General features: G+C 66.4%; 14 protein-coding genes. 6 read left to right on the forward strand and 8 right to left on the reverse strand.

The genetic code is table 11. The annotated features are described in order from the left end of the window. Positions 1-66: 66 nt before the first annotated feature. Entirely contained in the window at positions 67-2,355 is a 2,289-nt protein-coding gene (locus JYP50_RS09280) for a TonB-dependent receptor (protein ID WP_206560229.1), read from the reverse strand. A 106-nt stretch (positions 2,356-2,461) separates the two neighbouring features. Between JYP50_RS09280 and JYP50_RS09285 the strand changes: the two genes are divergently transcribed. Continuing rightward, positions 2,462-3,487 (forward strand): AraC family transcriptional regulator, encoded by a 1,026-nt coding sequence (locus tag JYP50_RS09285; RefSeq protein ID WP_206560230.1) that lies wholly within the window; start codon positions 2,462-2,464, stop codon positions 3,485-3,487. Between the two features lie 186 nt (positions 3,488-3,673). Next, complete coding sequence (locus JYP50_RS09290) at positions 3,674-5,266, forward strand: arylsulfatase (protein ID WP_206560231.1); 1,593 nt, start codon at positions 3,674-3,676, stop codon at positions 5,264-5,266. A gap of 106 nt (positions 5,267-5,372) precedes the next feature. On the opposite strand, the gene JYP50_RS09295 is transcribed toward JYP50_RS09290, so the two are convergent. Beyond that, positions 5,373-7,487, reverse strand: a complete 2,115-nt coding sequence (locus JYP50_RS09295) for a dipeptidyl-peptidase 3 family protein (RefSeq protein ID WP_206560232.1) — start codon at positions 7,485-7,487, stop codon at positions 5,373-5,375. Positions 7,488-7,776: 289 nt separating this feature from the next. On the opposite strand from JYP50_RS09295, the gene JYP50_RS09300 reads away from it, so the two are divergent. From JYP50_RS09300 to JYP50_RS09310, 3 genes are all read left to right on the forward strand, one after another. Further along, positions 7,777-9,312: a peptide MFS transporter gene (locus JYP50_RS09300; protein ID WP_206560233.1), complete on the forward strand. Its 1,536-nt coding sequence runs from the start codon at positions 7,777-7,779 to the stop codon at positions 9,310-9,312. Between the two features lie 81 nt (positions 9,313-9,393). After that, a complete protein-coding gene (locus JYP50_RS09305) occupies positions 9,394-12,120 on the forward strand; it encodes a M1 family metallopeptidase (protein WP_206560234.1) in 2,727 nt (908 codons plus the stop codon). Positions 12,121-12,253: 133 nt separating this feature from the next. Further along, the gene (locus JYP50_RS09310; protein WP_206560235.1) at positions 12,254-14,554 is read left to right on the forward strand and encodes a hypothetical protein; all 2,301 of its coding nucleotides are present in this window, start codon (positions 12,254-12,256) and stop codon (positions 14,552-14,554) included. Here the strand turns inward: JYP50_RS09310 and JYP50_RS09315 are convergent. The 6 genes from JYP50_RS09315 to eda form a co-directional block, all read right to left on the reverse strand. After that, complete coding sequence (locus JYP50_RS09315; RefSeq protein ID WP_206560236.1) at positions 14,551-16,371, reverse strand: M2 family metallopeptidase; 1,821 nt, start codon at positions 16,369-16,371, stop codon at positions 14,551-14,553. The two genes, JYP50_RS09310 and JYP50_RS09315, sit on opposite strands and share 4 nt — an antisense overlap. A gap of 220 nt (positions 16,372-16,591) precedes the next feature. Beyond that, a complete protein-coding gene (locus JYP50_RS09320; RefSeq protein WP_206560237.1) occupies positions 16,592-17,164 on the reverse strand; it encodes a YSC84-related protein in 573 nt (190 codons plus the stop codon). Between the two features lie 174 nt (positions 17,165-17,338). Continuing rightward, positions 17,339-19,981, reverse strand: a complete 2,643-nt coding sequence (gene ppc, locus JYP50_RS09325) for a phosphoenolpyruvate carboxylase (RefSeq protein WP_206560238.1) — start codon at positions 19,979-19,981, stop codon at positions 17,339-17,341. Between the two features lie 18 nt (positions 19,982-19,999). Continuing rightward, positions 20,000-20,998: a type I glyceraldehyde-3-phosphate dehydrogenase gene (gene gap, locus JYP50_RS09330; RefSeq protein ID WP_206560239.1), complete on the reverse strand. Its 999-nt coding sequence runs from the start codon at positions 20,996-20,998 to the stop codon at positions 20,000-20,002. Further along, positions 20,998-22,020 carry a type I glyceraldehyde-3-phosphate dehydrogenase gene (locus JYP50_RS09335; protein WP_206560240.1) on the reverse strand — a complete coding sequence of 341 codons (1,023 nt, stop codon included), beginning with the start codon at positions 22,018-22,020 and terminating at the stop codon, positions 20,998-21,000. Before JYP50_RS09335 ends, gap begins: the two co-directional genes overlap by 1 nt. Positions 22,021-22,025: 5 nt before the next feature. Continuing rightward, on the reverse strand, positions 22,026-22,655 hold the full coding sequence (gene eda / locus JYP50_RS09340) for a bifunctional 4-hydroxy-2-oxoglutarate aldolase/2-dehydro-3-deoxy-phosphogluconate aldolase (RefSeq protein ID WP_206560241.1): 630 nt from the start codon (positions 22,653-22,655) through the stop codon (positions 22,026-22,028). Between the two features lie 258 nt (positions 22,656-22,913). Between eda and hexR the strand changes: the two genes are divergently transcribed. Beyond that, the gene (hexR, locus tag JYP50_RS09345; protein ID WP_206560242.1) at positions 22,914-23,753 is read left to right on the forward strand and encodes a transcriptional regulator HexR; all 840 of its coding nucleotides are present in this window, start codon (positions 22,914-22,916) and stop codon (positions 23,751-23,753) included. The last annotated feature ends 6 nt before the right edge of the window (positions 23,754-23,759 follow it).

A 23,759-nucleotide genomic window follows, 5' to 3' on the forward strand; every position in this document is an offset into this window, starting at 1 on the left:
TCCCGCTCACCGACCGCCATGCGGCGGCCGGAGGTTCCAAGGTGAATGGAGGAAAAAGCGCTACTGTCAGAGCTGGTAGACCAGTTCCGCGCCGTAGGTTCTGGGCTCGTTGCGATTGGCGCTGGTAAAGCCGAAGCCGGCGACCTGCTCCACATAATTGGAGAGATAGCTTTCGTCGGTCAGGTTATTGCCAAACAGGGCCAGCTCCCAGGCGCCATTCGAACTGTAGAGGGAGAAACGGGCATTGAGCATGCTGTAGCTCCCTTCCTCGTAGGTTTCGCTCAGCAGGTGATCGCCCTTGTAGGCGTAATTGACGAAGGTGCGCAGCTCCCCAATATCCGGCAGCTGGATGGAGTAATCCACGCCCAGGCTACCGGTCCACTTGGGCGAGAATCGAAGGGGGGTGCCCGCATAATCGACACCGCCCCGGAAAAACTCATCGTACTCGGTATCCATCCAGGCCGCGTTGAGCATCACTTTGAGGCCCGGCGCCAGCTGATAGTTTGCCTCGGCTTCCACCCCGCGCGATGTCGCCTTGCCGGCATTGGCCAGCTGCACCGTTTGCCCGGTAATCACTTCCACCTGTAATTCGTCATATTCCATGGCGTAGACAGAGGCGTTCAGCACCAGCCGCTCATCCAGCCAGCTCGATTTGACACCCAGTTCCAGGTTGAGAGTGGTTTCCGGGTCCACCGGCACCGTGGTTTCGGCAACCACCTTGAGGAAATCCGGGCTGGTGGCGTCCTGAACGACAGAGGGGTAGGTATTGAAACCGCCGGATTTATAGCCGCGCGCCAGGCTGGCGAACAGCATGATGTCGTTATTGACGAAGTAGTCGACCACCAGGCGCGGAGAAAAATCGGTCCAGCTTTCACTCAGCTCGGTGGCGTAGGGATTGCCATCGGCGTCCAGGAACTGCACGGGAATGGGCATAATGAAACCCAGGCCACCGAGGCCGGCCGCCCCGTCGACTTGCGGCGGGTTGCCGTAGTCGATCGACTTGTCGTCGTAGGAATACCGGCCACCGACGGTAACGTTCAAGTTGCTGCCCACATGCCAGGTATAGTCGCCGTACAGCGCATAGCTGTCGGTATCGGCCTGGACAAAACTGTCCTCGTAGAAAGGCTGGCCGCCATTGGCGCCGAGGATATCGGCGAGCCCGATCATAAAGCGCATATCCGCCGCCTCGCGGCTGGCGCTTGCGCCCACGAACCAGTCAGCGGTGTCGCTACCGCCATTGACGCGGAATTCCTGGCTGAAGGTGTCGTTGCCTTCGGTGCTGATTTCATTGTTGCCGATCAGATACTCCGTGCCGTCGTACTCGCGGGCCGCGGACGTCTCGTAGGTGCGGTACGCGGTCAGGGAGGTCAGCGTCAGCGCCTCGTTGATATCCCATGAGACCTCCAGCGCGTGCGCGCGCATGCTGCGTTCGAAAATCGGCACCAGGGGCCCCCGGTCGGAGGGCAGTCCCCAGGGATTCCGATTGCCGTTGAGAGCCTTTTCGTCGTCGTCGACTTGCGCCAGCTCACCCACGGGCAGGCCCCCGATCAGGCCGGGATCGGCAATCACGCCCTCGGCATAGGTAGCGACTTCATCGGTACGGTTCCAGCTGCTGGAAAATGCCACATCGACGCTGTCGCTGGGCAGCCAGGCGAGTTTCACTCGCGCATTGGCGCGATCCCGGCTGTCGCCGTCGGGCCCGCCGAGCACATTGTCCTGCCATCCGTCGCGTTTGCGGGCGCTGCCCGATGCGCGCAACAGGAGCGTGCCGTCGACGAGGGGCACATTGACCACCCCACTGATGGCCCGGCTGTTGTAGCTGCCCACTTCCACACCCACGCGACCGGCCAGCGCGTTTTCCGGTTTGGCGGTAATGATGTTGATCGCGCCGCCGATGGCATTGCGCCCAAACAGGGTACCCTGCGGCCCCTTCAGGACTTCCACCCGTTGAATATCCATCAGGTCTGACAGCGCGCCGCCCTTGCGGGAGGCATAGACACCATCGATATAGACGCCAACGCTGGGATCGGAGCCGACACTGGTCACATTGGACCCGATGCCACGAATATAGGGCGAGGGAAAGGCGGCCGAGGCCCCGGACACGCTGAAACCCGGCGTGACCGAGGTCAGGCCCGTGAAATCCGTGGCCCCCAGCTGTTTTATGGCATCACCGCCGAATGCGGACAGGGCGATGGGCACCTCCTGCAGGCTTTGCTCCCGTTTCTGGGCGGTGACAACCAGCTCCTCCAGGACGAAACCCGAACCACCAGGCTGCTCCTGGCCGTGGACGACCGCGGCCGCGGTGAGTGACAACAGGCCGGGTAGCATTTTTAAAAGGCGCTTATCATGTTGCATGGGACAGTCTCCGTTATTAGTGCCGCCATGCTAGCAATCGCCCTTGCCCGGAACGTATCATTTAACGACAATCGACATACCATTTTACGACACTTGAGCCGCCCCGATGCCAACGCCCTATCAAGCCAACAACCCGCTGCTGGTGAATGCGGAAATCCTGCTGGGCAGCCTCGAAGCGGCCGCTGAACTGGGCCTGGATCTCACCCCGTCCCTGGACAAATGCGGCATCCATCGGGAACAGCTGAAATCGCCCAAAGGCCAAATGGCCTTTCACAAAGTGGTGACGTTTCTCGAAGACGTGGCCTCGCGCTGCAATTGTCCCGCGTTCGGCTTTTTCGTGGGCAAGCATCAACCGCCGCTGCGCTTTGGCCCTCCCTCGCAACTGAGCAAACTGTCCCCCGACCTCGGTTCCGCCATCGAAAACGGCCGCCGCTACAGCCTGATGAACAGCCAGGAGTCGCTCTGGGAACTCCACTGCAATGATGGCTATGCCTTTCTCAAACGCCACAACCGCGTTGCCTACGAGGGGGCTCTAGTGCAATTGCACACCCTGGCCATCACCCTCGTGCGCAATGCCATGGTGAGTCTTACCGCGGGGCAGCTGCACCTTTCATACGTCACCTTTTCCCACCAAAGGCCCGACGTCGGCGGACTCTACGAGCGCTACTTCAACGCGCCAATCTACTTTGATCACGATTTCGACGGCCTGGTCTTTCCCGACAGCTATCTACGGCAGCCGCTGCCAACCGCCGACGCGGAGCTGTACGCCCTGGTCAAGGGCTACCTGGACTCCGTCCAGGAGGACTATTCCATACACGCGGACATGCCGACCCGGGTAAGCCAGCATATCCGCAGGTGCCTGGGGACCAGCGTATGCAACCTGGAGGGTGTCGCCCAACTGCTCGACCAGCACCCGCGCGCGATTCAACGGGAACTCGGCGCGGCGGGCACCACCTTCCGGCAGCAGTTGCTGGATGTACGCCAGGAGGTGGCCGAGCGCTACCTGCGCAGTTCCGGCATTGCGCTGGCCGACCTGGCGGACATGCTGGGTTACCGGAACGTCAGCGCCTTTTCCCGCGCGTTCAAGAACTACCGCGGAGTGTCGCCGGCGACCTGGCGGGGGGCAATTTGACCAATAGCCCGCATACCCGGTACGGCAAGGCGGCGCCACCGGCCTTGGACGTCGCGATCAATGGCGACAATACGCGCCGAGGCCTTACCCCCGGCCACGCGAAAAACGGCAAAATTCTCCGAATGGTCTATGTTTGATGGGGGCCCATGGGCACCCAAAAACCGACTGTGTATTCAAGGAGAGACCATGTACAGAGGAAGAGACAAGCGCGCCGGGTCCGGGCTTCGGAGCCCCGGCCTGGCGCAGTCAGTATGGGCGCTGCTGTTGTTGGCACTGGCGCCGCTGGCCAGCTGGGGCGCCGACAAGCCCAATATCCTGGTGATCTGGGGCGACGATGTCGGCCGCTCCAACATCAGCGCCTACACCATGGGCATGATGGGCTACCAGACACCCAACATCGACCGCATCGCCCGCGAGGGCATGATCTTCACCGATTACTACGGCGAACAGAGCTGCACCGCGGGCCGCTCCTCCTTCATCATGGGCCAGTCGGTGTTCCGCACCGGCCTGAGCAAGGTCGGCCTGCCTGGCGCGGCCCTGGGCATGCGCGAGGAAGACCCGAGCATCGCCGGCCTGCTGAAGAACCACGGCTACGTTACCGGCCAGTTTGGCAAGAATCACCTGGGCGATCGCGACGAGCACCTGCCCACCAATCACGGCTTCGACGAGTTCTTCGGCAACCTCTACCACCTCAACGCGGAGGAAGAGCCCGAGAACGCGGATTATCCCCAGGACCCCGCCTTCCGTGAAAAATACGGCCCCCGCGGGGTCATCCGCTCCAGCGCCGACGGCAGGATCGAGGACACCGGCCCGTTGACCAAAAAACGCATGGAAACCGTGGATGACGAGACGGTGGCGGCGGCGAAGAAATTCATCGAACAGGCCGCCAGGGACGACAAGCCCTTCTTCGTCTGGTGGAGCGGCACGCGGATGCACTTCCGCACCCACGTATCCGACCAGAAAATGGCGCGCTGCAAGGACCAGTACCCCCGCGCCGACGAGTACACCTGCGGCATGATCGAACACGACTGGCACATCGGAGAGTTTCTCGACCAGCTCGACGAACTGGGCATTGCCGACAACACCATCGTGTTCTATTCCACCGACAACGGCCCCCACATGAACACCTGGCCCGACGCGGCGATGACCCCCTTCCGCGGCGAGAAAAACACCAACTGGGAGGGCGGCTGGCGGGTGCCCGCCATGGTGCGCTGGCCGGGCAATATCGAGGCCGGCTCGGTCTCCAACGACATCATGCACCACATGGACTGGCTGCCGACCTTCCTGGCGGCCGCCGGCGAGCCCGATGTCAAACAGAAGCTGCTCAAGGGGCATCGCGCCATCGGCCGTCGCTACAAGGTCCACCTGGACGGCTATAATTTCCTGCCCTATCTTACCGGCGACAGCGATCGGGCGCCGCGCAAGGAGATTTTCTACTTTTCCGACGATGGCGACCTGACGGCGCTGCGCTACAACGACTGGAAGCTGATTTTCATGGAGCAGCGCGCCGAGGCCACGCTACAGGCCTGGATCGAGCCTTTCGTGCCCCTGCGCCTGCCCTATATCGTGAACCTGCGTCGCGACCCCTACGAGCGCGCACTGATCACGTCCAATACCTACTTTGACTGGATGCTGGACCGGGCCTACCTGCTGGTGCCCGCCCAGGATTACGTGGCTGAATTCCTCGCGACCTTCAAGGAATACCCGCCGCGCCAGAAAGCGGCCAGCTTCTCGCTGGACCAGGTGATGGAAACCCTCCAGCAACCCGGCGCGCACTAGCGGGCCACGCAATGGCCGGTGACCGGGGGCGTGACAGCCCCCGTCCCCGCGGTTTGACTCGATAGCAAGCCCACCGCGCGCCGATGCGCGCGGTGGGCGAGCGCGATCAGCCGTTATCGCTGGGCAGGAAGGAGTAGTGCTCGGCGTAGTACAGCATCTGCTCCTCGAAGGTCGCCGGGTAGCTGATGGTCACATCGACGATCTTGCCGTCCTTCACCACCGGCTCCAGGTAGGGGTTCACGAAGCCCTTGTAGGGGGCCACGTCCAGGGCGGCGAAGCGCTCCAGGACCTCGGCGTGCAGGCCGGGTTCGACCTGGGTGCCGTAGGTCTCCACCAGGTGCTGAATGGCCTCGAAATCGCCCTCGGACTTGATCCGCTGCAGCTCCCGCAACAACTCCCCGAACAGCCCGCGCAGGGCCTGGTAGTCGTTGATCACGAAATAGGTCTTGCCATCGCGCACGCGGCGCTCGATCACCTTGTCGGCCTCGCCCTGTTCATAGGCCCAGCGCGCCACCAGGGCGCGGTTGCGCATGTGAGCCTCCTCGATCAGCTCGCCGGGCTTGAGGCGATACAGCTGCACCATCATGCCGTTGCGGATGTAACCGTCGTATTCGGCCTTGCCCGCCTCCAGGTTGGGCATGACCCCCATCTCCACCAGCTTGGGATCGAGCATGTAGTACAGGGCCACCAGGTCGGCGCGCCCCTCCTCCAGCGTGGAGGAATACTGCTTGAGAGTCTCCTTGGGCGTGCCCACCCCCGGGTTGATCTTGCCGGAAGCGTGACCGATCACCTCGTGCATGTCGGTGTGCAGGGCGCCGGTGACCTCCTTGTACTGCTCGCCGCGCGCGATTTCCGCCTCGTCCCAGGCGAACTCGTGCAGGGCCTTGCTGGGCACCGCGTTGTAGGCGGCCACGACATTGGACAGGTTCACCGACTTGGAACCGTGATTGGCGCGGATCCAGTTGGCGTTGGGCAGGTTGATGCCAATCGGCGTGCTGGGTGAGGCGTCGCCGCTCTCGGCCACCACGGTGATGGCCTTGCCGAGGATGCCCTTGACGCTCTCGCGCTTGTGCTGGTCCATGATCGGCGAGTTGTCCTCGAACCACTGGGCCTCGGCGCCAATGGCGGCGATGCGCTTGGAGGTGATTTCATCGCGGAAGGAAACCACCGATTCGAAGGAACCGCGGTAGGCGATGGGGTCATTGTAGACCTCGATGAAACCATTGACCACGTCGATGCGCGAGTCGGCGTCCTCCACCCAGGCGATACTGTAGTCGTCGAAGGTCTTGAGGTCGCCGGTCTTGTAGTAGTCCACCAACAACTCCAGGGCGCGGCGCTGCTTGGCGTTTTCGGCCACGCCGATCGCCTTCTCCAGCCACACCACGACCTGTTCCAGGGCCGCGGAATACATGCCGCCCACTTTCCACACCCGCTCCTCGAGCTCGCCGTCGCCGTTCTTGACCAGCTGGGAATTCAGGCCGTGGGACACCGGCTCGTCGCCGTCGTCCTTCGATTGCTCGGCGTAGAAGTCGCGCACCTCCTGCTCGGTGAGGCCCTCGCCGTAAAAATTCACCGCCGAGGCGGCGACCTTGTCGACGTCGGCGGCGGTGTTGACTTTCTTCGGCGCCACGGCCGGGTCGAAGATCACCGGGGTGAGCTCGGCAATCAGGCCGGCGGCGTCCTGCTGCTCGCGCAGGGGCAGCTCCCCGGTTTCCGCCACGGCGTTCACGAAACCGGCGAAATCCGCCTCGCTGAACGCGGGCTGGAACTTCAGGGTCGAGTAGTGGTGGTGGATGCCGTTGGCGAACCACACCTGCTTGGCATAGACCATGAACTGGCGGAAGGCCTCGGTATCGCGGTCGCCGCCGTAGTTGCGCACCACGGCCTCGAGAGTGCGACGAATGCGCAGGTTGTGGCGGTAATTCTGGTCCCACATGATGTCCCGGCCGGCGTAGGCGGCCTGGTACAGATAGTAGAGCAACTCCTTCTGCTTGAGGTCGAGGTCCTCGAAGCCAGGCACCTGGTAGGCCAGCACCTGGATATCGGCGAAGCGGTCGATTACGTATTGGAACCCGTCCTGCTCGGCGGCCTGACTGGCCGCCGAGACCGCCGCCGGGAGGGGTGCCTTGGCGGTGGGGGCGCTGGATGTTGAATCGGTGGTGCCGGGGTCGTTACAGGCCACCAACAGGGCGGCCAGGGGAGCCAGAAGGAGTTTTTTCATGGAATCCTGCTTGTCTTCGCTATGACGCGGGGGGTGGTGCGCCGGGAAGGGCGCCGGCCGCGGGTAAACGGCGGGCACCCGGTTCTCGCCATCGCGGCGCTACTGCCGCCGGATCTGGCTCGCCGGTATCTTATCGGCTATCAAGGTGGGACGCACGGCGGGCGCAACCCCTCAATTGCGGCCCAAAAGTTGAGGGAAGCGGTCATTTTTTCGTCATACGGCGAATAATCCCTATAATGGGCCCATTGGTCGCCAGACCACCCCGAATCAGTATAAGGATCGCCATCGCATGAGTACCGCCTCCGCCAGCGCCGTGACCTCGCACACGGACACCGGCTTTTTCGGACACCCCAAGGGCCTGTCCACCCTGTTTTTCACTGAAATGTGGGAGCGCATGAGCTATTACGGCATGCGCGCCCTGCTGGTCCTGTTCATGACCGCCAGCCTGCAGCAGGAAGGGCTGGCTTTCACGGTGGCCACGGCCACCGCCATCTACGGCCTCTACACCGGCTCGGTCTACTTCCTGGGCCTGCCCGGCGGCTGGATCGCCGACCGCCTGCTCGGCGGCCAGCGCACGGTGTTCTGGGGCGGCGTGATCATCATGTGCGGCCACATCGTGCTCGCCATCCCCAATGACGGCACATTTTTTGTCGGCCTGATCCTGGTGGCCTCGGGCACCGGCCTGCTCAAGCCCAACATCAGTGCCCTCGTCGGCCAGCTCTACTCCGAGGACGACGTGCGCCGCGACGGCGGCTACGCCCTCTACTACATGGGCATCAACATGGGCTCGGTGCTGGGCTACACCATCTGCGGCTACTTCGGCGAGAACATCGGCTGGCACTGGGGCTTTGGCGCCGCCGCCGTCGGCATGGCCATCGGCCTCATCCAGTACCGCCGCACCATCGGCAACCTGGGCGACGCCAGTATCGCCCCGGAGAGCCCCATGACACCCGCCGGCGCGCGCCGGGCCTGGATCGCGATCGCGGCGGTCGTGGGCGTGGTGGCCCTGGTTACCGGCCTGGCCCTCAGCGGCGCCATCGCCATCAACGCCGTGGCCGTGGCGCAGTACACCGCCGCCGCCTTCACCCTGATCTTTGTCCTCTACTACGGCTACATCTACTTCCTGGGCGAACTCACCGACGCCGAAAAGAAACGTCTCTGGGCCCTGTTGCTGGTGTGCATCGCCTCCGCCTGTTTCTGGTCCGGCTTCGAACAGGCCGGCTCCTCCCTGAACCTGTTCGGCCGCGACTACACCGACCGCATGGTCGGTTCCTTCGAGCTGCCGGCCTCCTGGTTCCAGAACGTCAACCCGATGTTCATCGTCATCCTCTCGCCCTTTTTCGCCGCCCTGTGGATCAACCTGGGCAAGCGCATGATCTCGCCCTCCTACGGCATGAAATGCGCGGTGGGCCTGTTGATCATGGCCAGCGGCTTTATCGTCATGTTCTTCGCCGCGCAATATGCCGCCCAGGGCCTGAAGGTCGCCCCCTACTGGCTGGTCACCACCTACTTCCTGCACACCGTGGGCGAGCTGTGCCTGAGCCCGGTGGCGCTGTCGGCGGTGAGCAAACTTTCACCGAAGCGTTTCGCCGGCCAGATGATGGGCGTGTTCGTGCTGACCTACTCCATCGGCAACATCATCTCCGGCCTGCTGGCGGGCAACTTCGACCCCAACCGGGTCGAGGAGCTGCCGAACCTCTACCTGCAAATAAGCCTGTTCAGCATCGGCGTCGGCATTATCATTGCCCTGATCAGCCTCAAGGCCAAGCGCTGGGAGGGCCTGCACACTCCAAGCGCCCAGGCCGTGGCCACCGATACGCCCTGACCCGCCCCATGGAATCACCGGCGCGCTGCCCCCGTGACAGCGCGCCGGCCGCCCCCCTTCATCACACGAGGTGAACACCCAATGAAGCCGAGCCGCCTACTCAGCCGCGCGCTGCTGTCGCTTTGCTGTATTGCCCTGCTCCAGGCCTGCGGCCGGGAGCCGTCTCCCGCGTCGCAAGCCGAACCCGGCCGCGCCGCCGCGCCGCTGGCCGATGCCGCGCCCTACCCCGCAAAGCCGCCGTCGGCGCGGCTTCCCGAGGGCGTCACGCCACGGCACTACGCGCTGGAACTGAGCATCGATCCACGCCGGGAGCGCTTCCAGGGCACCGTTCGAATCGATGTCTCGCTCGGCGAGGTGGATTACCTGTGGATGCACGGCAACGGGCTCGAGGTCACCGCCGCCCGCGCGCTGCTGGCCGACGGCGAAAGCCTGGAGCTGCGCTGGGAGCAGGCGCTGCCGACCGGCACCGCCAGGGTATCCGGCCTGGAGTCCGCGGGCGCCACCGAGGCGACTCTCGAGTTCGAGTACAGCGCCCCCTTCAACACCAACCTGGAGGGCCTGTACAAGGTGGCAAGCGGCGGCGAGAGCTACGCCTTCACCCAGTTTGAGGCCACCTCCGCGCGCCTGGCCTTCCCCTCCTTCGACGAGCCCGCGTTCAAGGTGCCCTTCGATATCCAGCTCACGGTACCCGCCGGGCACAGCGCCATCACCAACACCCCCGAGACATCGGTAACGGACAACGGCGACGGCACCAAGACCATCACCTACGCCACCACCAAGCCCCTGCCCACCTACCTGATCGCCTTCGCGGTGGGGCCCTTTGACGTGGTGGAGTGGGACGCCATACCGGCGGGTGACTACCGCGACGCGCCGCTGCCGCTGCGCGGGATCACCACGCGCGGCAAGGGCGAGCAGATTCATTTCGCGCTGGACAACACCGCCGCCATCGTCGAGGAGATGGAGCGCTACTTCGACACCGCCTACCCCTACGCCAAGCTGGACATTATCGCGGTGCCGGACTTCTCCGCCGGCGCGATGGAAAACGCCGGCGCCATCACCTACCGCGAACAGCTCATCCTGCTGGACGAGAGCGCCCCGGTGAGCCAGAAGCGCGGCTTTTTCGTCACCCACGCCCACGAACTGGCACACCACTGGTTCGGCAACCTGGTCACCCCGGTGTGGTGGGACGACATCTGGCTGAACGAATCCTTCGCCACCTGGAATGCGTATATCATCCTCGACCGCCTGTACCCGAACGAGCACTACCGCGAGTCGCTGCTCAGCAGCGCCTCGAACGTGATGACCAATGACAGCCTGGCCAGCGCCCGGCAAATCCGCGAACCCATCACCCGCCACGAGGACATCGGCTCGGCCTTCAACGGCATCACCTACCAAAAGGGTGGCGGCGTGCTGTCCATGTTCGAGGCCTTCCTCGGCCAGGACAACTTCCGCGATGGCATTCGCCACTACATGAAGGCTTTCGCCTTCGGCAATACCACCGCCCACGACTTCATTGGCGCCATCGCCGCCGCCAATCCCCAGGTCGACAGCCAGGACCTGCAAGCCGCCTTTCGCAGCTTTATCGAGCAGCCGGGCCTGCCGGTACTCAAAACCGCGCTGTCCTGTACCGACCAGGGCCCGCAACTGGACATCAGCCAGCAGCGCTATCTGCCGGCGGGCTCCGCCGGTTCCACCGCCCAGCAGTGGATCGTGCCCGCCTGCGTCAGCGCAATGACGGACGGGGAAACCCAGAGCCAGTGCTTCCTGCTCAAGGAAGCCAGTGAAAAAGTGGCGCTGGTCGGCGAGCGCTGCCCCGACGCGGTGCTGCCCAACACCGGCGGCGCCAGCTACTACCGCTGGTCGCTGCCGCCGGAGCAATGGCAAGCCCTGCTGGAACGCTTCGACGAGCTGGATACCAACGAGCAGATCTCGGTGGCCAACAGCCTCAGCGCCGCCCTCAACGACGGCAGCCTGTCACTGGCCGACTACCTCGACGCGGTGGCGCCCGTCACCCGCTCCAGCTCCTGGCGCGTGGCCATCGCCCCCCGGGCCGACCTCTACAAACTCAAGAATCACGTCCTCGACGGCGCGGACCGCGAGGCCCTGCAGGCGCGTATGCGCGACTGGTACCGCCCGGTGCTGGCTGAGCTGGAGGCCTTGCCGGAGCCGAGTCCGGACCAGCGCCAGTTCCGCATGCTGATGATGTCCACGCTGGCCCTGGGGGCAGCGGACGAGGAGGTTCACGCGCGGCTGGCGGCCGATGGCGCGGCCCTCACCGGCTTCGGCGACGACGGCGAGTTGCACCTGGACGCGATCGACCCCAACCTGCGCTACATCGCCCTGCTGGCGGGCATCGAGGCCCACGGCAAACCTTTCGCCGACCTGTTGTGGCGGCACTTCCTCGCCTCCGACAACGCCCTGCTGCGCGAATACCTGCTGGGCGCCATGGCCTGGAGCACCGACCCCGAGGTCGCCGCCGCGATGCGCGGGCGTATCCTGTCGCCGGAATTGCGCGACAACGAAATCTTCGACATCTTCTCCAGCCAGATGGCCCACGCCGAGACCCGCGACGCGGTGTTCGCCTGGACCGCCGATAACCTGGAGGCGGTGCTGGGACGGGTCGACAGCTGGCGCAAGGGCCAGTTGCCCTCGAATTTCGACGATTTCTGCTCGGAGGAAGACGCGGCGAAAGTGGAGGCGACCTTCGCCCCGATCATCGACAGCCTGGAATCCGGCCCCCGCTACCTGGCCAACACCCTGGAGACCATACGCCTGTGCGCCGCCTTCGCGACGCTGCACGGGCGGTAATGCCGGTGAATTGTCCGGCGCGCTCTGGCAAAGGACACTGAAACCCCGTACATTTTCGCTACATCGATAACAACCGGGGCCCGACCACCCGAAGCGGGGGGCCCCGCCAGCGACCAGGGGTGATTGACGCGAGGTGCACAGGTTTAACCTCACGTTCAAGGGGAAGATTCAACCGGGCTACAGCCCGGACAAGGTCAAGCAGCGCTTCGCGGCGCTGCTGGGGATCGACAACCCGGCATTTCTCGCGCGCTGCTTCAGCGGCGAACCCCTGGTGCTGCGCAGTGACCTCGACCGCAAGACCGCCGCCGACCTTTTCCACCAGTTGAGCAAGCTGGGGGTGGTGGCCGAACTGGTGCGCGACGACACTGTCGCGCAACCCGCGCCCAACGCCGACGGCAGCGGCGCGCGCGCCGGCGCTGTACCCGAGCGCGAAAGCGATCACATCGACCAGAAATGGGCCGTGAGCAGCGCCAACCTCGAGCGCGACGCCGCCGAACGCGCCCGGGAAAGGGTCCGCGCCGAGCGCGAGGCGCTGGAGGAAAGCCGGCGACAAGCCGAGGCCGCGCGCCAGCGCGCCGCCGAAGACGCCGCGCGGCGGACCCGGGCCGAGGCGGAAGCCAGGGCGGAGGCCAGGCGCCAGGAAAAGGCGCAAGCCGCCCGGCGCAAGGCGCGGGCCAAGGCCGAGGCACGGCGCGCCCGCGCCGAGGCCAGGGCCCGGGCGGCGGTCCCGCCGCCGCCCCCCAACCCCTACGCACTTAGCCCTTTCCGCGCCACCTCGGCCCTGCGCGAACGCCCCCGCCGTGCCCGCGCGCAAAAGCGCCGCTACCTGCTGTTAACAACCTGCGCCCTGCTGGCCCTGGTGGCGGCACTGGCGGCCCGGGTACTGTTGCCGCAAGCGGAGCCGATCACCGGCGCGCGGGCCGTCGCCGCCCTGCACGGCGGCGGCCTGCTGCTACTCACCCCCGACGCGCTGTTGCTGCACGATCGGGCCGGCGTGGGCAGCGAATCACTGCCCCTCTCCACCCTGGGCCTGTCCACGGCCAGCGCTGTACTGGCGCTGCCGGAAAGTACCGATTACCTGCTCGTCGGCCGCCTCGAGAGCGCGGATGACGGCGAACCGCCAGGGGCCGAAAGCGTGTGGCGCTGCGCGCTGGCGCCCCCCGATTGCGCGCCCTTCGGGCCCCGCGGCGCGGCGCCGGCGGCACAGGTGGCGCATCCCTTTACCGGCATGGTGCTGCAGGCCTTCGGCGAACCGGGCCGTTTGCGCAAGCTCGGCGCCGGCGGCGAAGAGGTCGCGGTAGCGGACCGCGCCTTTGCGAGCCCGCCGAGCCTGTTGCCGCGCGACGGTCTGCTGTACAGCAACAGTCCCGACGGCCCCGCGCTGAGCGTACTGCGCTACGAGGACGAGGCCCTGGGCCAGCAACTGGACGAAATCCTGTTGCTGGCCCCACCGGCGCTGGCACTGGGGCGCGAGCGGGTCGGCGATTTCGGCTACCTCGGGGAGAAGTGGTGGGCCATCCTCTACCACCCTCAGACCGGCGATCGCGGCCTGTACCTGTTCGACGACCAGTGGGCCTTTCTGCGGCAACTGCCCCTGCCCGCCGGCTTCCGCCCGCAGCAAGTGCTCGCCTGGGGGCAAAAGCTGTTGGTGCTGGACCCGGAGCAGCCCGCCCTGCAACGCTTCAACGGCGACGGCCAGGCCGAGGCTCCCCTGCGCTCCGACCTGCTCGAGGCGCTGATCAGCGAGGGGGAACGGGCGCGTTGGCTGTGGGGATTGCTATGGCAGGCGCTGGTTACCGCGCTGTGCCTGCTGGCGGCCGGGGCCGCGGCGCTGTCCTACCTGCAGCACCTGCGGGGCATCGCCTTCAACCCCGGCCAGCTGCGCGGCGCGGAACCCATTGAGGGGGGCGGCGATCGCATTGTCTGGCTGGACCGGTCCCCGGCCCGCGACCCGCGATTGCGCCGCCTGACCCGTCTCTACCTGGCCTGCGCCTGCCTGGCGCTGGTGGCGGCCATTATCGCCCGGGTGGACGTCCACCACATGGCGGCGCTGCTGGTGCTGCTGGCCGGCCCGGCCGGCGCCCTGGGTCTGTACCTGCGCAGCCCCGCGGGACATATCGGCGTGCTCGGCGACAGCTTGCTGCTGGTGGATCACCGCAACACCTACCACCTGGGTGGCGGCGCCCGCATTCTCTACCACGGCTGGTTCCTGATGATCGACGACGTCCTGGTCCACGCCGGCCCGGCCTGGGCCCCGGCCTTTCCGGAGAGCCAGCTGGAGCAGTGGATCGTGCCCATGGCCCAGCGGGGGGTGCGGGTCGATCGCCGCGCGGTACTGGCGCGGCTGGTGGAGGGCCGGCACCCACTGGTGCTGGGTGCCGGGATGGTGCTGGCGGCGGCGGTGGCCGCCGCGTCTATCGCGCTGCTGGGCTAAGAAGCGCCCTGCCAGCCGCACTGGCGGCCGCGGTTCTGCTCGTCCAGCCAGGCCTTGAGCGGAGCGAAGTACTCCAGCATGGCCGAGGGGTCGACATCGCGTTGGCCGGTGAAGTCTTCCAGGGTATCCTGCCAGGGCTGGCTCTTGCCGGCGCCGAGCATGGCGTGCAGCGCCTCGCCGGCGCGCTCGCTGCCGTAGGCCGAGCAGGCGTGCAGGGGGCCGTCGAAACCGGCCTGCTCGCAGAGCTCGCGGTGGAACTGGAACTGCAGCAGGTGGGCCAGGAAGTAGCGGCTGTAGGAGACATTGGCGGGAATATGGAACTTGGCCCCGGGGTCGAAGTCCCCGGCCGCCCCCGGCGCGGGGCTGGACACGCCCTGGTACTCCCGGCGCAGGCGCCACCAGGCGTCGTTGTACTGATCCGCCCCGACCTCACCGGCGAACACCTGCCAGCGCCACTTGTCCATGATGTAGCCGAAGGGCAGGAAGGCCACCTTGTCCAGCGCCAGCTTCATCAGCTGGGCGATGGTGTTGTCGTCACTGGTTGCCGGACGCTCGTCCAGCAGGCCGATCCGCACCAGGTAGTCCGGCGTCACCGACAGCGCGATGGCGTCGCCCACCGCCTCGTGAAAACCCGGATTGGCGGAGCCGCGGTAGTAGAATGGCTGGTCGTTGTAGGCGCGCTGGTAGTAGTTGTGCCCCAGTTCATGGTGCACCACGCGCACTTCCTCGCCGGTGCGCTGGATGCACATCTTGATGCGCAGGTCGTCCACGGCGTCGACATTCCAGGCGCTGGCGTGGCACACCACTTCGCGGTCCTGGGGCCGGGTGAACAGGGAGCGCTCCCAGAAGGTGTCCGGCAGCGGCTCCAGGCCCAGGGAGGTGAAGAAGCCCTCCGCCATCTCCACCATGTCCAGGGCATCCATGTCGCGCTCGGCGAGAATCTGGGTGAGGTTGTAGGGCGCGCGGTACTCGCCCCCCATCACCACGTCCTCGATATTGGACCAGCCCTGGGCCCACATATTGCCGAGCAGATGCGCCGGAATGGTCCCGTCGCCGGGCATGACCTCCTCGCCGTAGAAGGCCTCGAGCCGGTCGCGCACATGGCATTGGAGGGCGTCGTACAGGGGTTTGGCCTCCTGCCAGTAGCGCTCCATGTCGGCGGCAAAGGCGTCGCCGCTCATATCGTAGCGGCTGCGCCAGTAGTCGCCGAGGTCGCGGTAGCCCAGCTCCCGGGCGCCGCGGTTGGCCAGGGTCACCTGGCGGGCGTAGAGGTCGCGCATGGGCGGGGACACCTGGCGCCAGCCCCGCCACAACTCGAGCAGCTCATCCGGGTCGCGGCTGTTGGCCAGGCGCAGCTCCATGTCGCGCAGGGTCGCGCACTCGCCGGTGTCGTCGCAGTACTTGCCGGTGGAGTACAGGCTTTTCAGCTCGGCGCCGATCTCCACCAGCTCCGTGGTGCTGTCCGCGTCCGCCGGCGAGGGTACCGACACCTCGTGCCGGATCAGCTCCAGGTCGCGCAGGGTGCGATCCGACAGCCCGGGGAAGGCCATGTACTCCCGCGCCCGGCGGGCGTTGTCACCGCCCTCGATGGTCAGGGCCTTGCGCGTCGCCACCGACATCAACTGGGTGTCGTGGGTGATGAAATTCTGGAACACCCACTGGGCGCGGGAATTGCGCACCGACAATTCTCCGGCGCGCTCCCCCGCGGCATCGATAAATTCCCTGACCTGCGCTTCGTCGGGCTGCTGCGCGGCCGCGGCAGTCGCCGCCGCCAGCGCCAGGGGAATCAGTCCCCTCAGAGTCCAGGCTCTGGACATACACGTTCTCCTTTTCGCTATCGTTGTTGGCTCGGCATTCGCCAGGCAGTTTCGCCAGGCACGCGCAAACCGCGCACGGCGACGCCATACACTCCTATAACGAACGGGGAACCGGAAGCTTCATGCAGGCCGCGCGCGGCGCCAGATGAAACGGCACGTCGCGGGGAGACGACGTGCCCGTGGATTTACCACGGCCCGCGCAACTGGCGGGCCGCGGGTTTTAGAGCGGCGTGTAGCTGAACTTCTGCCCGCCCAGGGTGGCCTCGTACATCAGCCCGCCCTTGGCGATGGTGAAAATCGCCATGCCCTTGCGATAGCCGCCGTGGGCGGTCTTGGCGTCGTTGCGGCCGCCGCTGGCGCCCGCCGAGGTACCGCCACCGGTGTTGGCCTCCGCGGAGACCCCGGCGGTGATCGCCACCGCGGTCGCCTGGGCGCTGAATTCAAAATTGCCGCTGGTGAATTCCTCGAAGGCCCGCTGGTCTTCAAAGAAAATCACCTGGCTGAAAGCCTGGCCGCCCAGCTGGAAGCCCACCGTGACCTGGGTCATGGTGGAGTTTCCGACGTGTTGGCCCTGTGCGTAGACACGCCCCTTGCCGTGGGCGCCGCCGATACCGATACCGCCCTTGCCGACGGTGGGAAACAGCGCGTAACCGTAGGCGGTGTCGAAGAACTTGCCGCTCTCCCCCGCATTTTTAAAGGATTCCAGCGCCTCGCTGTAACTGTCGGCGCGCGCGCCCTGGACGAGCAGGGAAAACGCAGTTACTACCATCAGGATTCGGATCAGGTGCCTCATAGGGTCGGCCTCGCAGGTCGGGTAATTGCGGCCACTGACTGCCGGATCGGCGACAGCGGCCGGGATCGGGTCCCCTGGTGGGGATAGCGGGGAAACATTGTGTGCAGCTTCCCCGCGGGGGTCAAGTGAAGTCGCCGCCCCCCATGGGGGCAGCGGCGGTGTTCCGGCGGTCCACTAGCCGGTATTGCGCATGCCGGCGGCGATGCCGGCGAAGGTCACCATGACCGCCTGGTCCAGCTGCGCCTCCGGCTCCTTGCGCTGGCGCTGCAGCAGTTCCGCCTGCAGCACGTTGAGCGGGTCGGTGTAGATATTGCGCAGGTGAATGGACTGGCGTATCCAGGGCGAGTCCTCGAGCGGCGCCGCGACGCCGTTGAGGGCCAGCACGGTGGCGCAGTCGTGGGCCAGTTGCGCGCGCAGCTCGTCGCCGATCGGTCGCAGCTCCCGCGGCACCAGGCAGTCGTCGTAGTGTGCCGACAACCCCGCGTCCGCCTTGGCGAAGACCATCTCCAACATCGACAGCCGGGTGGCGAAGAAAGGCCAGGACGCGGCCATCTCCTGCAACAGATCCTGCTGGCCGCGATCGATGGCCAACTGCAGGGCCTTGCCCGCCCCCAGCCAGGCCGGCAGCATCAAGCGGTTCTGGGACCAGGCGAATATCCACGGAATCGCGCGCAGGCTCTCGATGCCGCCGCCCTTCGCCCGCCGCGCCGGCCGCGAGCCCAGGGGCAGGCCCGCCAGCTCCTGTTCCGGGGTGGCGTAGCGGAAGTAGGGAACGAATTCCGGCTCGCCGCGGATAACCGCCCGGTAGGCCTCGCAGGAGTCCGCCGACAGCGACTCCATGACCTCCCGCCACTCCGGTTTCGGCGCCGGCGGCGTGGACAGGTTGGCGCGGCAGATCGCGGTGGTGTACAGGGCCAGGGTTTTCACCGCCAGGGAGGTCCAGCCGAGCTTGGCGCGGATCATCTCACCCTGTTCGGTAACCCGCAGGCCGTTCTTCAGCGAACCCGGCGGCTGCGACAGCAGCGCGGCGTGGGCCGGCGCGCCGCCGCGGCCGATGGTGCCGCCGCGGCCGTGGAACAGGGTCAGCGCCACATCGTGTTCCGCGCAGGCGGCCAGCAACTCCTCCTGGGCGCGGTACTGGGCCCAGGAGGCGGCGAGCACACCGGCGTCCTTGGCCGAGTCGGAGTAGCCGATCATCACCATCAACTGGCCGCCGATATGGCCGCGGTACCAGGGGTTGTCCAGCAGGCTGCGAATGACCTCATTGGCGCGGGACAGGTCGTCGAGGGTCTCGAACAGCGGCGCCACCGGCATGTTGAAGGGGCAGCCGGTCTCGCGCAGCAGCAGGTGCACCGCCAGCACATCCGAGGCCTGGCGCGCCATGGAGATCACATAGGCGCCAAGCGCCCCTTGCGGTTGCCGGGCGATCACCTCGCAGGTGGCCAGCACTTCCGCTGCGTCCTCCGATGGCTGCCAGCGTGGCGGGATCAGCGGCCGCCGGCTGCTCAACTCCTGCAACAGGAAGGCGCAACGGGCCTGCTCGTCCCACTCGGCGTAGTCGCCCAGGCCGAGGTAGCTGGTGAGCTCGGACAAGACCTGGGTGTGGCGGGCGCTGTCCTGGCGAATATCGTGGCGCACCAGGTTGACCCCGAAACAGCGTACCCGGCGCAGCAAATCGAGCAGGCCGCCATTGGCGATGGTCGTCATGCCGCAGTCGATCATGGACTGGTAGCAGGCCTCCAGCGGTTGCCACAGCACGTCCTCGCCCAGGGGCTGCAACGCGCGGGCCCCCTCCCCCTCGAGCACGGCCTCGATATCCGCCAGGTGTCGGCGCAGGGTGCCGCGCAGGCCCCGCAGTACCTCGCGGTAGGGCTCGTGGGCATCCCCCGATAGCTCGCGCAGGCGCTCGTTGCAGCGGGTCATGGAGAGCTCTTCGACCAGCTCGTCGACATCCTTGAGGTAGAGGTCGGTGGCCTGCCAGCGGCTGAGCCACATCACCTCGTCGGTCACCGCGTGGGTGACATTGGGGTTGCCGTCGCGATCGCCACCGATCCACGAGGTAAAGGTGACCGGCGCCGCCTCCAGGGGCAGGCCGTGCCCGCAGCAATCGCGCAGGGCGGTGTCCAGGCGGCGCAGGAACTCCGGCACCGCCCGCCACAGGGAGTCCTCCACCACCGCGAAGCCCCACTTGGCCTCGTCCACCGGCGTCGGCCGCTGCAGGCGGAAGTCGTCGCCGTACCAGATCTGGGCGATCAGCTCCCGCAAGCGGCCGTGCAGGCGCTGCTGCTCGCGCTCGGTGAGACCGCTCAGTTCGAGCTGGGACAGGCAGCGGCCAATCTCGGTATGCTTGTGAATCAGCGTGCGCCGCATGATCTCGGTGGGATGCGCGGTGAGCACCAGTTCGATCCGCAGCTGGTCGATGGCGCCGCGGATGTCGTCCTCCGACACCCCCTCGGCCCGCAGCTCGGCGAGACCGTCGGCCAGGTGCTGGGAAGCGGAAAACAGCGGGTCCATATGCCGCGACACGGTGTGGTGCTGGTCGGCGATATTGGCCAGGTTGAGGAACTGGCTGAAGGCCCGGGCCACCGGCACCAGCTTCTCATTGTCCAGGTTGCGCAGCTCCGCGAGCAGTTCCTCCCGGGCCACGCTATCGTCCTCGCCGGAGGCCAGGCGGGCGGTCTTGGACAGGCCGCGGATGCGTTCGATCAGTTCCAGGAAGTCCTCGCCCTCGGCCGCGGCGATGGTCTCTCCCAGCAGGCGCCCGAGAAAGCTGACGTTGCTGCGCAGCAGGCTGTAGTCGGCCTGTTCCTCTTCCATGTTCTCCCTCTTCGGGCCCTACCAGCCGCCCACACGCGAGAGCAAATCGCACACCCGGCTGGAATAGCCCCATTCGTTGTCGTACCAATTGAGTACCCGCAGATAGCGCCCCCCGGTGACGGCAGTGAAACCGGAGTCGTAGATCGACGAGTGCGAGTTGCCGATGATATCAGAGGACACGATCGGCCGGTCGCTGAACTGCAGGATACCCCGCAGGCGCTCGGATTGGGCCGCCTCGCGCACCGCCGCGTGCACGTCCTCAACTGCGATGTCCTTCACGAGCTTGACGAACAGGTCCACCACCGAACCGTCGGGCACCGGCACCCGCGCGGCGATACCGTGCAGCCTGCCCCGCAATTGCGGCAGCACCTCGCCCACCGCCTTGGCGGCGCCGGTGGAGGTGGGGATAATGTTTTCCGCCGCGGCGCGACTGCGCCGCCAGTCGGAGTGCGGCACGTCGGCCAGGCGCTGGTCGTTGGTGTAGGCGTGCACGGTGTTGATCACACCCTCCTCGATGCCGAAGGCGTCATCGAGCACGCGCGCCATCGGCGCCAGGCAGTTGGTGGTACAGCTGGCATTGGAAATAATACGGTGGTCGGGCCGCAGGCCGTCCTCGTTGACCCCCAGCACCACGGTGTAGTCCACCGGATCGGCGGCCGGCACGGTCAACACCACGCGTCCGGCCCCGGCCTGCAGGTGCTGCTCCAGCTGCGCGCGCTTGCGGAACACGCCGGTGGACTCCACCACCACGTCCACGCCCATCTCCGCCCAGGGCAGCGCCGCCGGGTCGCGCTCGCTGAGCAGCTTGGCGCGGCTCCTGGGGGTCACGAAGTGGTCGCCCTCGAGTTTCAGCTCGCGGCCGAAGGGGCCCATCACCGTGTCGTAGTTGAGCAGGTAGCGCAGCGCCTCGGGGTCGAACAGGTCGTTGACGGCGACCACGTCCACCCCCTCCACCTGCTCCAGGATGCGAAATACCGAGCGGCCGATGCGGCCGAATCCATTGATGGCGACTTTCATCAGGCAGCCTCCTCCTTGCTATCCAGTCCGGCGTACAGGCGCACCACGTCCAGCAGGCGCGCGGCGTGGCCCAGGTTCTCGTACCAGCCCAGGCACTTGATGGTGTGATCGCCGGCCTTGATCGTGCCGCGGGCGTCGAACAGCAGCGAATAGGCGCTGCCGATCACGTCCGAGGACACGATCGGGTCCTCGGCCACGCCGACCACCCCGGGGAAATCCGCGGCGCGCTCGCGCACCGCGTCGTTTACCGCCTCCGGCGTCACCCCGGCGTCCGCCATCACCAGGTTCAAATCCAGCAGGCAACCCTCGTGGATGGGCACATTGAGCGCGGAGGTGAGGATCTTGCCGTCGAGGGCGGGCAGCACGCGCCCCAGCCACAAACCCGCCTCGTGGCTGTTGGGAATGATGTTCTCGGCGGCCGAGCGGCTGCGGCGGTAGTCGGAGCCGGCATAGTCCTGCAGCGCCTGGTCCGAGGTATAGGCGTGCACCGTGGTCATGCTGCCGCACTCGATCCCGAAACGCGCCGAGAGGATATGCAACAACAGGCATAGGGCGGTGGTGGTGGCCGAGCCGGCGGATATCATCCGGTCCGCCGCGCTGGCCTCGCCGCCATTGATGCCGGGAATCACGATGCGGTCGATGGTGTCCACCGGCAGGGTCCGCAACAGCACCCGGGGGGCGCCGTTGTCCAGGTGGTCGCGCATCGCGGCGCCATCGCGGAACTTGCCGGTGGAGTCGATCACCATGTCCACCCCGAACATGTCCCAGGGCATTTCCGCCGGCGTGTCGATACGCATCAGCCGCGAGCGGAAACGCGGGTTGACCAGGAAGTTGCCCTGCAGGCTGTGCCGCCCGGGATCACTCACTTCCGAGCACAGCAGGTAGTGCAGGATGTCGGCCTTGCCGATATCGGCGATCGCCACCACCTCCACGTCGTCGCTGCGCGAGGCGAGGTCGTAAATCTGCCGGCCGGTCTGGCCGAAACCCATGATCCCGACCCGGATCGGTTGATGTTGCGCCATGGTGCTTACTCCCTGTGGTTGTGTTCGGCCATGGCGTCCGCCGCCAGGGCCGCAATACGATCCCAGTCGCCGGCCTCGACCAGCGCCGGGGCGACCATCCAAGACCCGCCGCAACATACAACGTTGGGCAGCGCCAGGTAGTCGCGGAAGTTGTCCGCGGTGAGCCCGCCGGTGGGACAGAATTGAACACCGGGAAAGGGGCCCGCCAGGGACTTGAGCAGGCCAATGCCGCCCGCCGCGGCGGCGGGGAACAACTTGAAGGTGTCGATGCCGTGATCCAGACCCTGCATGACCTCGGAGGCCGTGGCGACCCCGGGCACGAAGTGCGCCCGGCGCTCCGCGGCGGCGCGCAACAGCGACGCCGTCGCCCCCGGACTGACCAGGATGTCCGCCCCCGCCTCCAGCGCCGCGTCGAGCTCGCGGGGGTTGGTCACGGTGCCCGCCGCGACCAGCAACTGCGGCAGTTCGGCCTTGACCGCGCGCAGGCTGTCGAGGGCCGCGGGGGTGCGCAGGGTGATTTCCACCGCGCGCATGCCCGCTGCCGCCAGCGCGCGGCACAGCCGTACCGTCCCGGCCTCGTCACCAGCGGTAATTACCGGTAGCACGCGACAGGGCGCGAGCAGCTCGCCAATCATCTTCACAACTCCAATTAAGTAGTTTTATTACATTTTTGACTCTAGCGCATCCCTATCGATGTCGCAAGGGCGCATTGCCGAGACCCGCCCTTCACGGCGGATAAAAGGCCGAGACTGGATCGTCGCACGACCAGAAACTCGTCGACTCGAATACGCCCCGCCTCGAGCCAGCCCCGCGGCGCGAAAAAGCCCACGCAAGCCTTGCCACGATAACGTTGTTTTATTACATTTTTACCACACCACGACAGAGACATGCCCATGAGCCTGATGGCGGAACTGCGCAACACCGAAGCGCGTCGCAGCAAATCGGAACGCAAACTGATCGATTACGTACTGGCCAATCCGGAAGCGGTATTGAACACGCCCATCGCCCGCCTCGCGGCGGCCGTGGGAGTGAGCGAGCCCACGGTGAACCGCTTCTGCCGCGCCATGGGCGCCCAGGGCTTTCCCGACTTCAAGCTGCGGCTGGCCGGGGAGCTGGCGCGATCGCGACCCAGCATGACCCGGGATATCGAGGTCGGCGACGCCGCCAGCCATGTGGCGGCAAAGATCTTCGAGGCCACCCACGCCAGTCTCGACAGCGCCCACAACAACCTCGACTACAAGGCCCTGGAGAAGGCCGTCGACGCCCTGCACGACGCTCGCGCCATTGTGCTGTGCGGCCTCGGCGCATCGGCCTCGGTGGCCCAGGACGCCCAGCACAAACTGCTGCGCTTCGACACCCCGGTGACGACGCACAGCGACATCATCAACCAGCGCGTGGCCGCCGCCGGCCTGGCAGAGCAGGACTGCCTGGTCTGCATCTCCTACACCGGCCGCACCCGGGCCATTGTCGATATCGCGCGCATGGGCCGCGACTGCGGCGCCACCGTGATCGGCCTCACCGCCCCGGGGTCCGCGCTGGCGCGGGCCTGCGAACTGGTGCTCGCGGTGGAAGGTGGCGAGGATACCGAGCTCTACACCCCGATGACCTCGCGCATTGCCCAGCTGGTGATCATCGACGTGCTGGTCACCACCCTGGCCCTGCGCAAGGGGTCCGCGTTTGCCGACCGGCTGCGGGCGGCAAAGCACAGCCTGGCGGGCACCCGGGTTCGCTAGCGCGCA

Origin of the sequence: Parahaliea mediterranea (genome assembly GCF_017255185.1) — a bacterium.
Classification (GTDB): domain Bacteria; phylum Pseudomonadota; class Gammaproteobacteria; order Pseudomonadales; family Halieaceae; genus JAFKCZ01.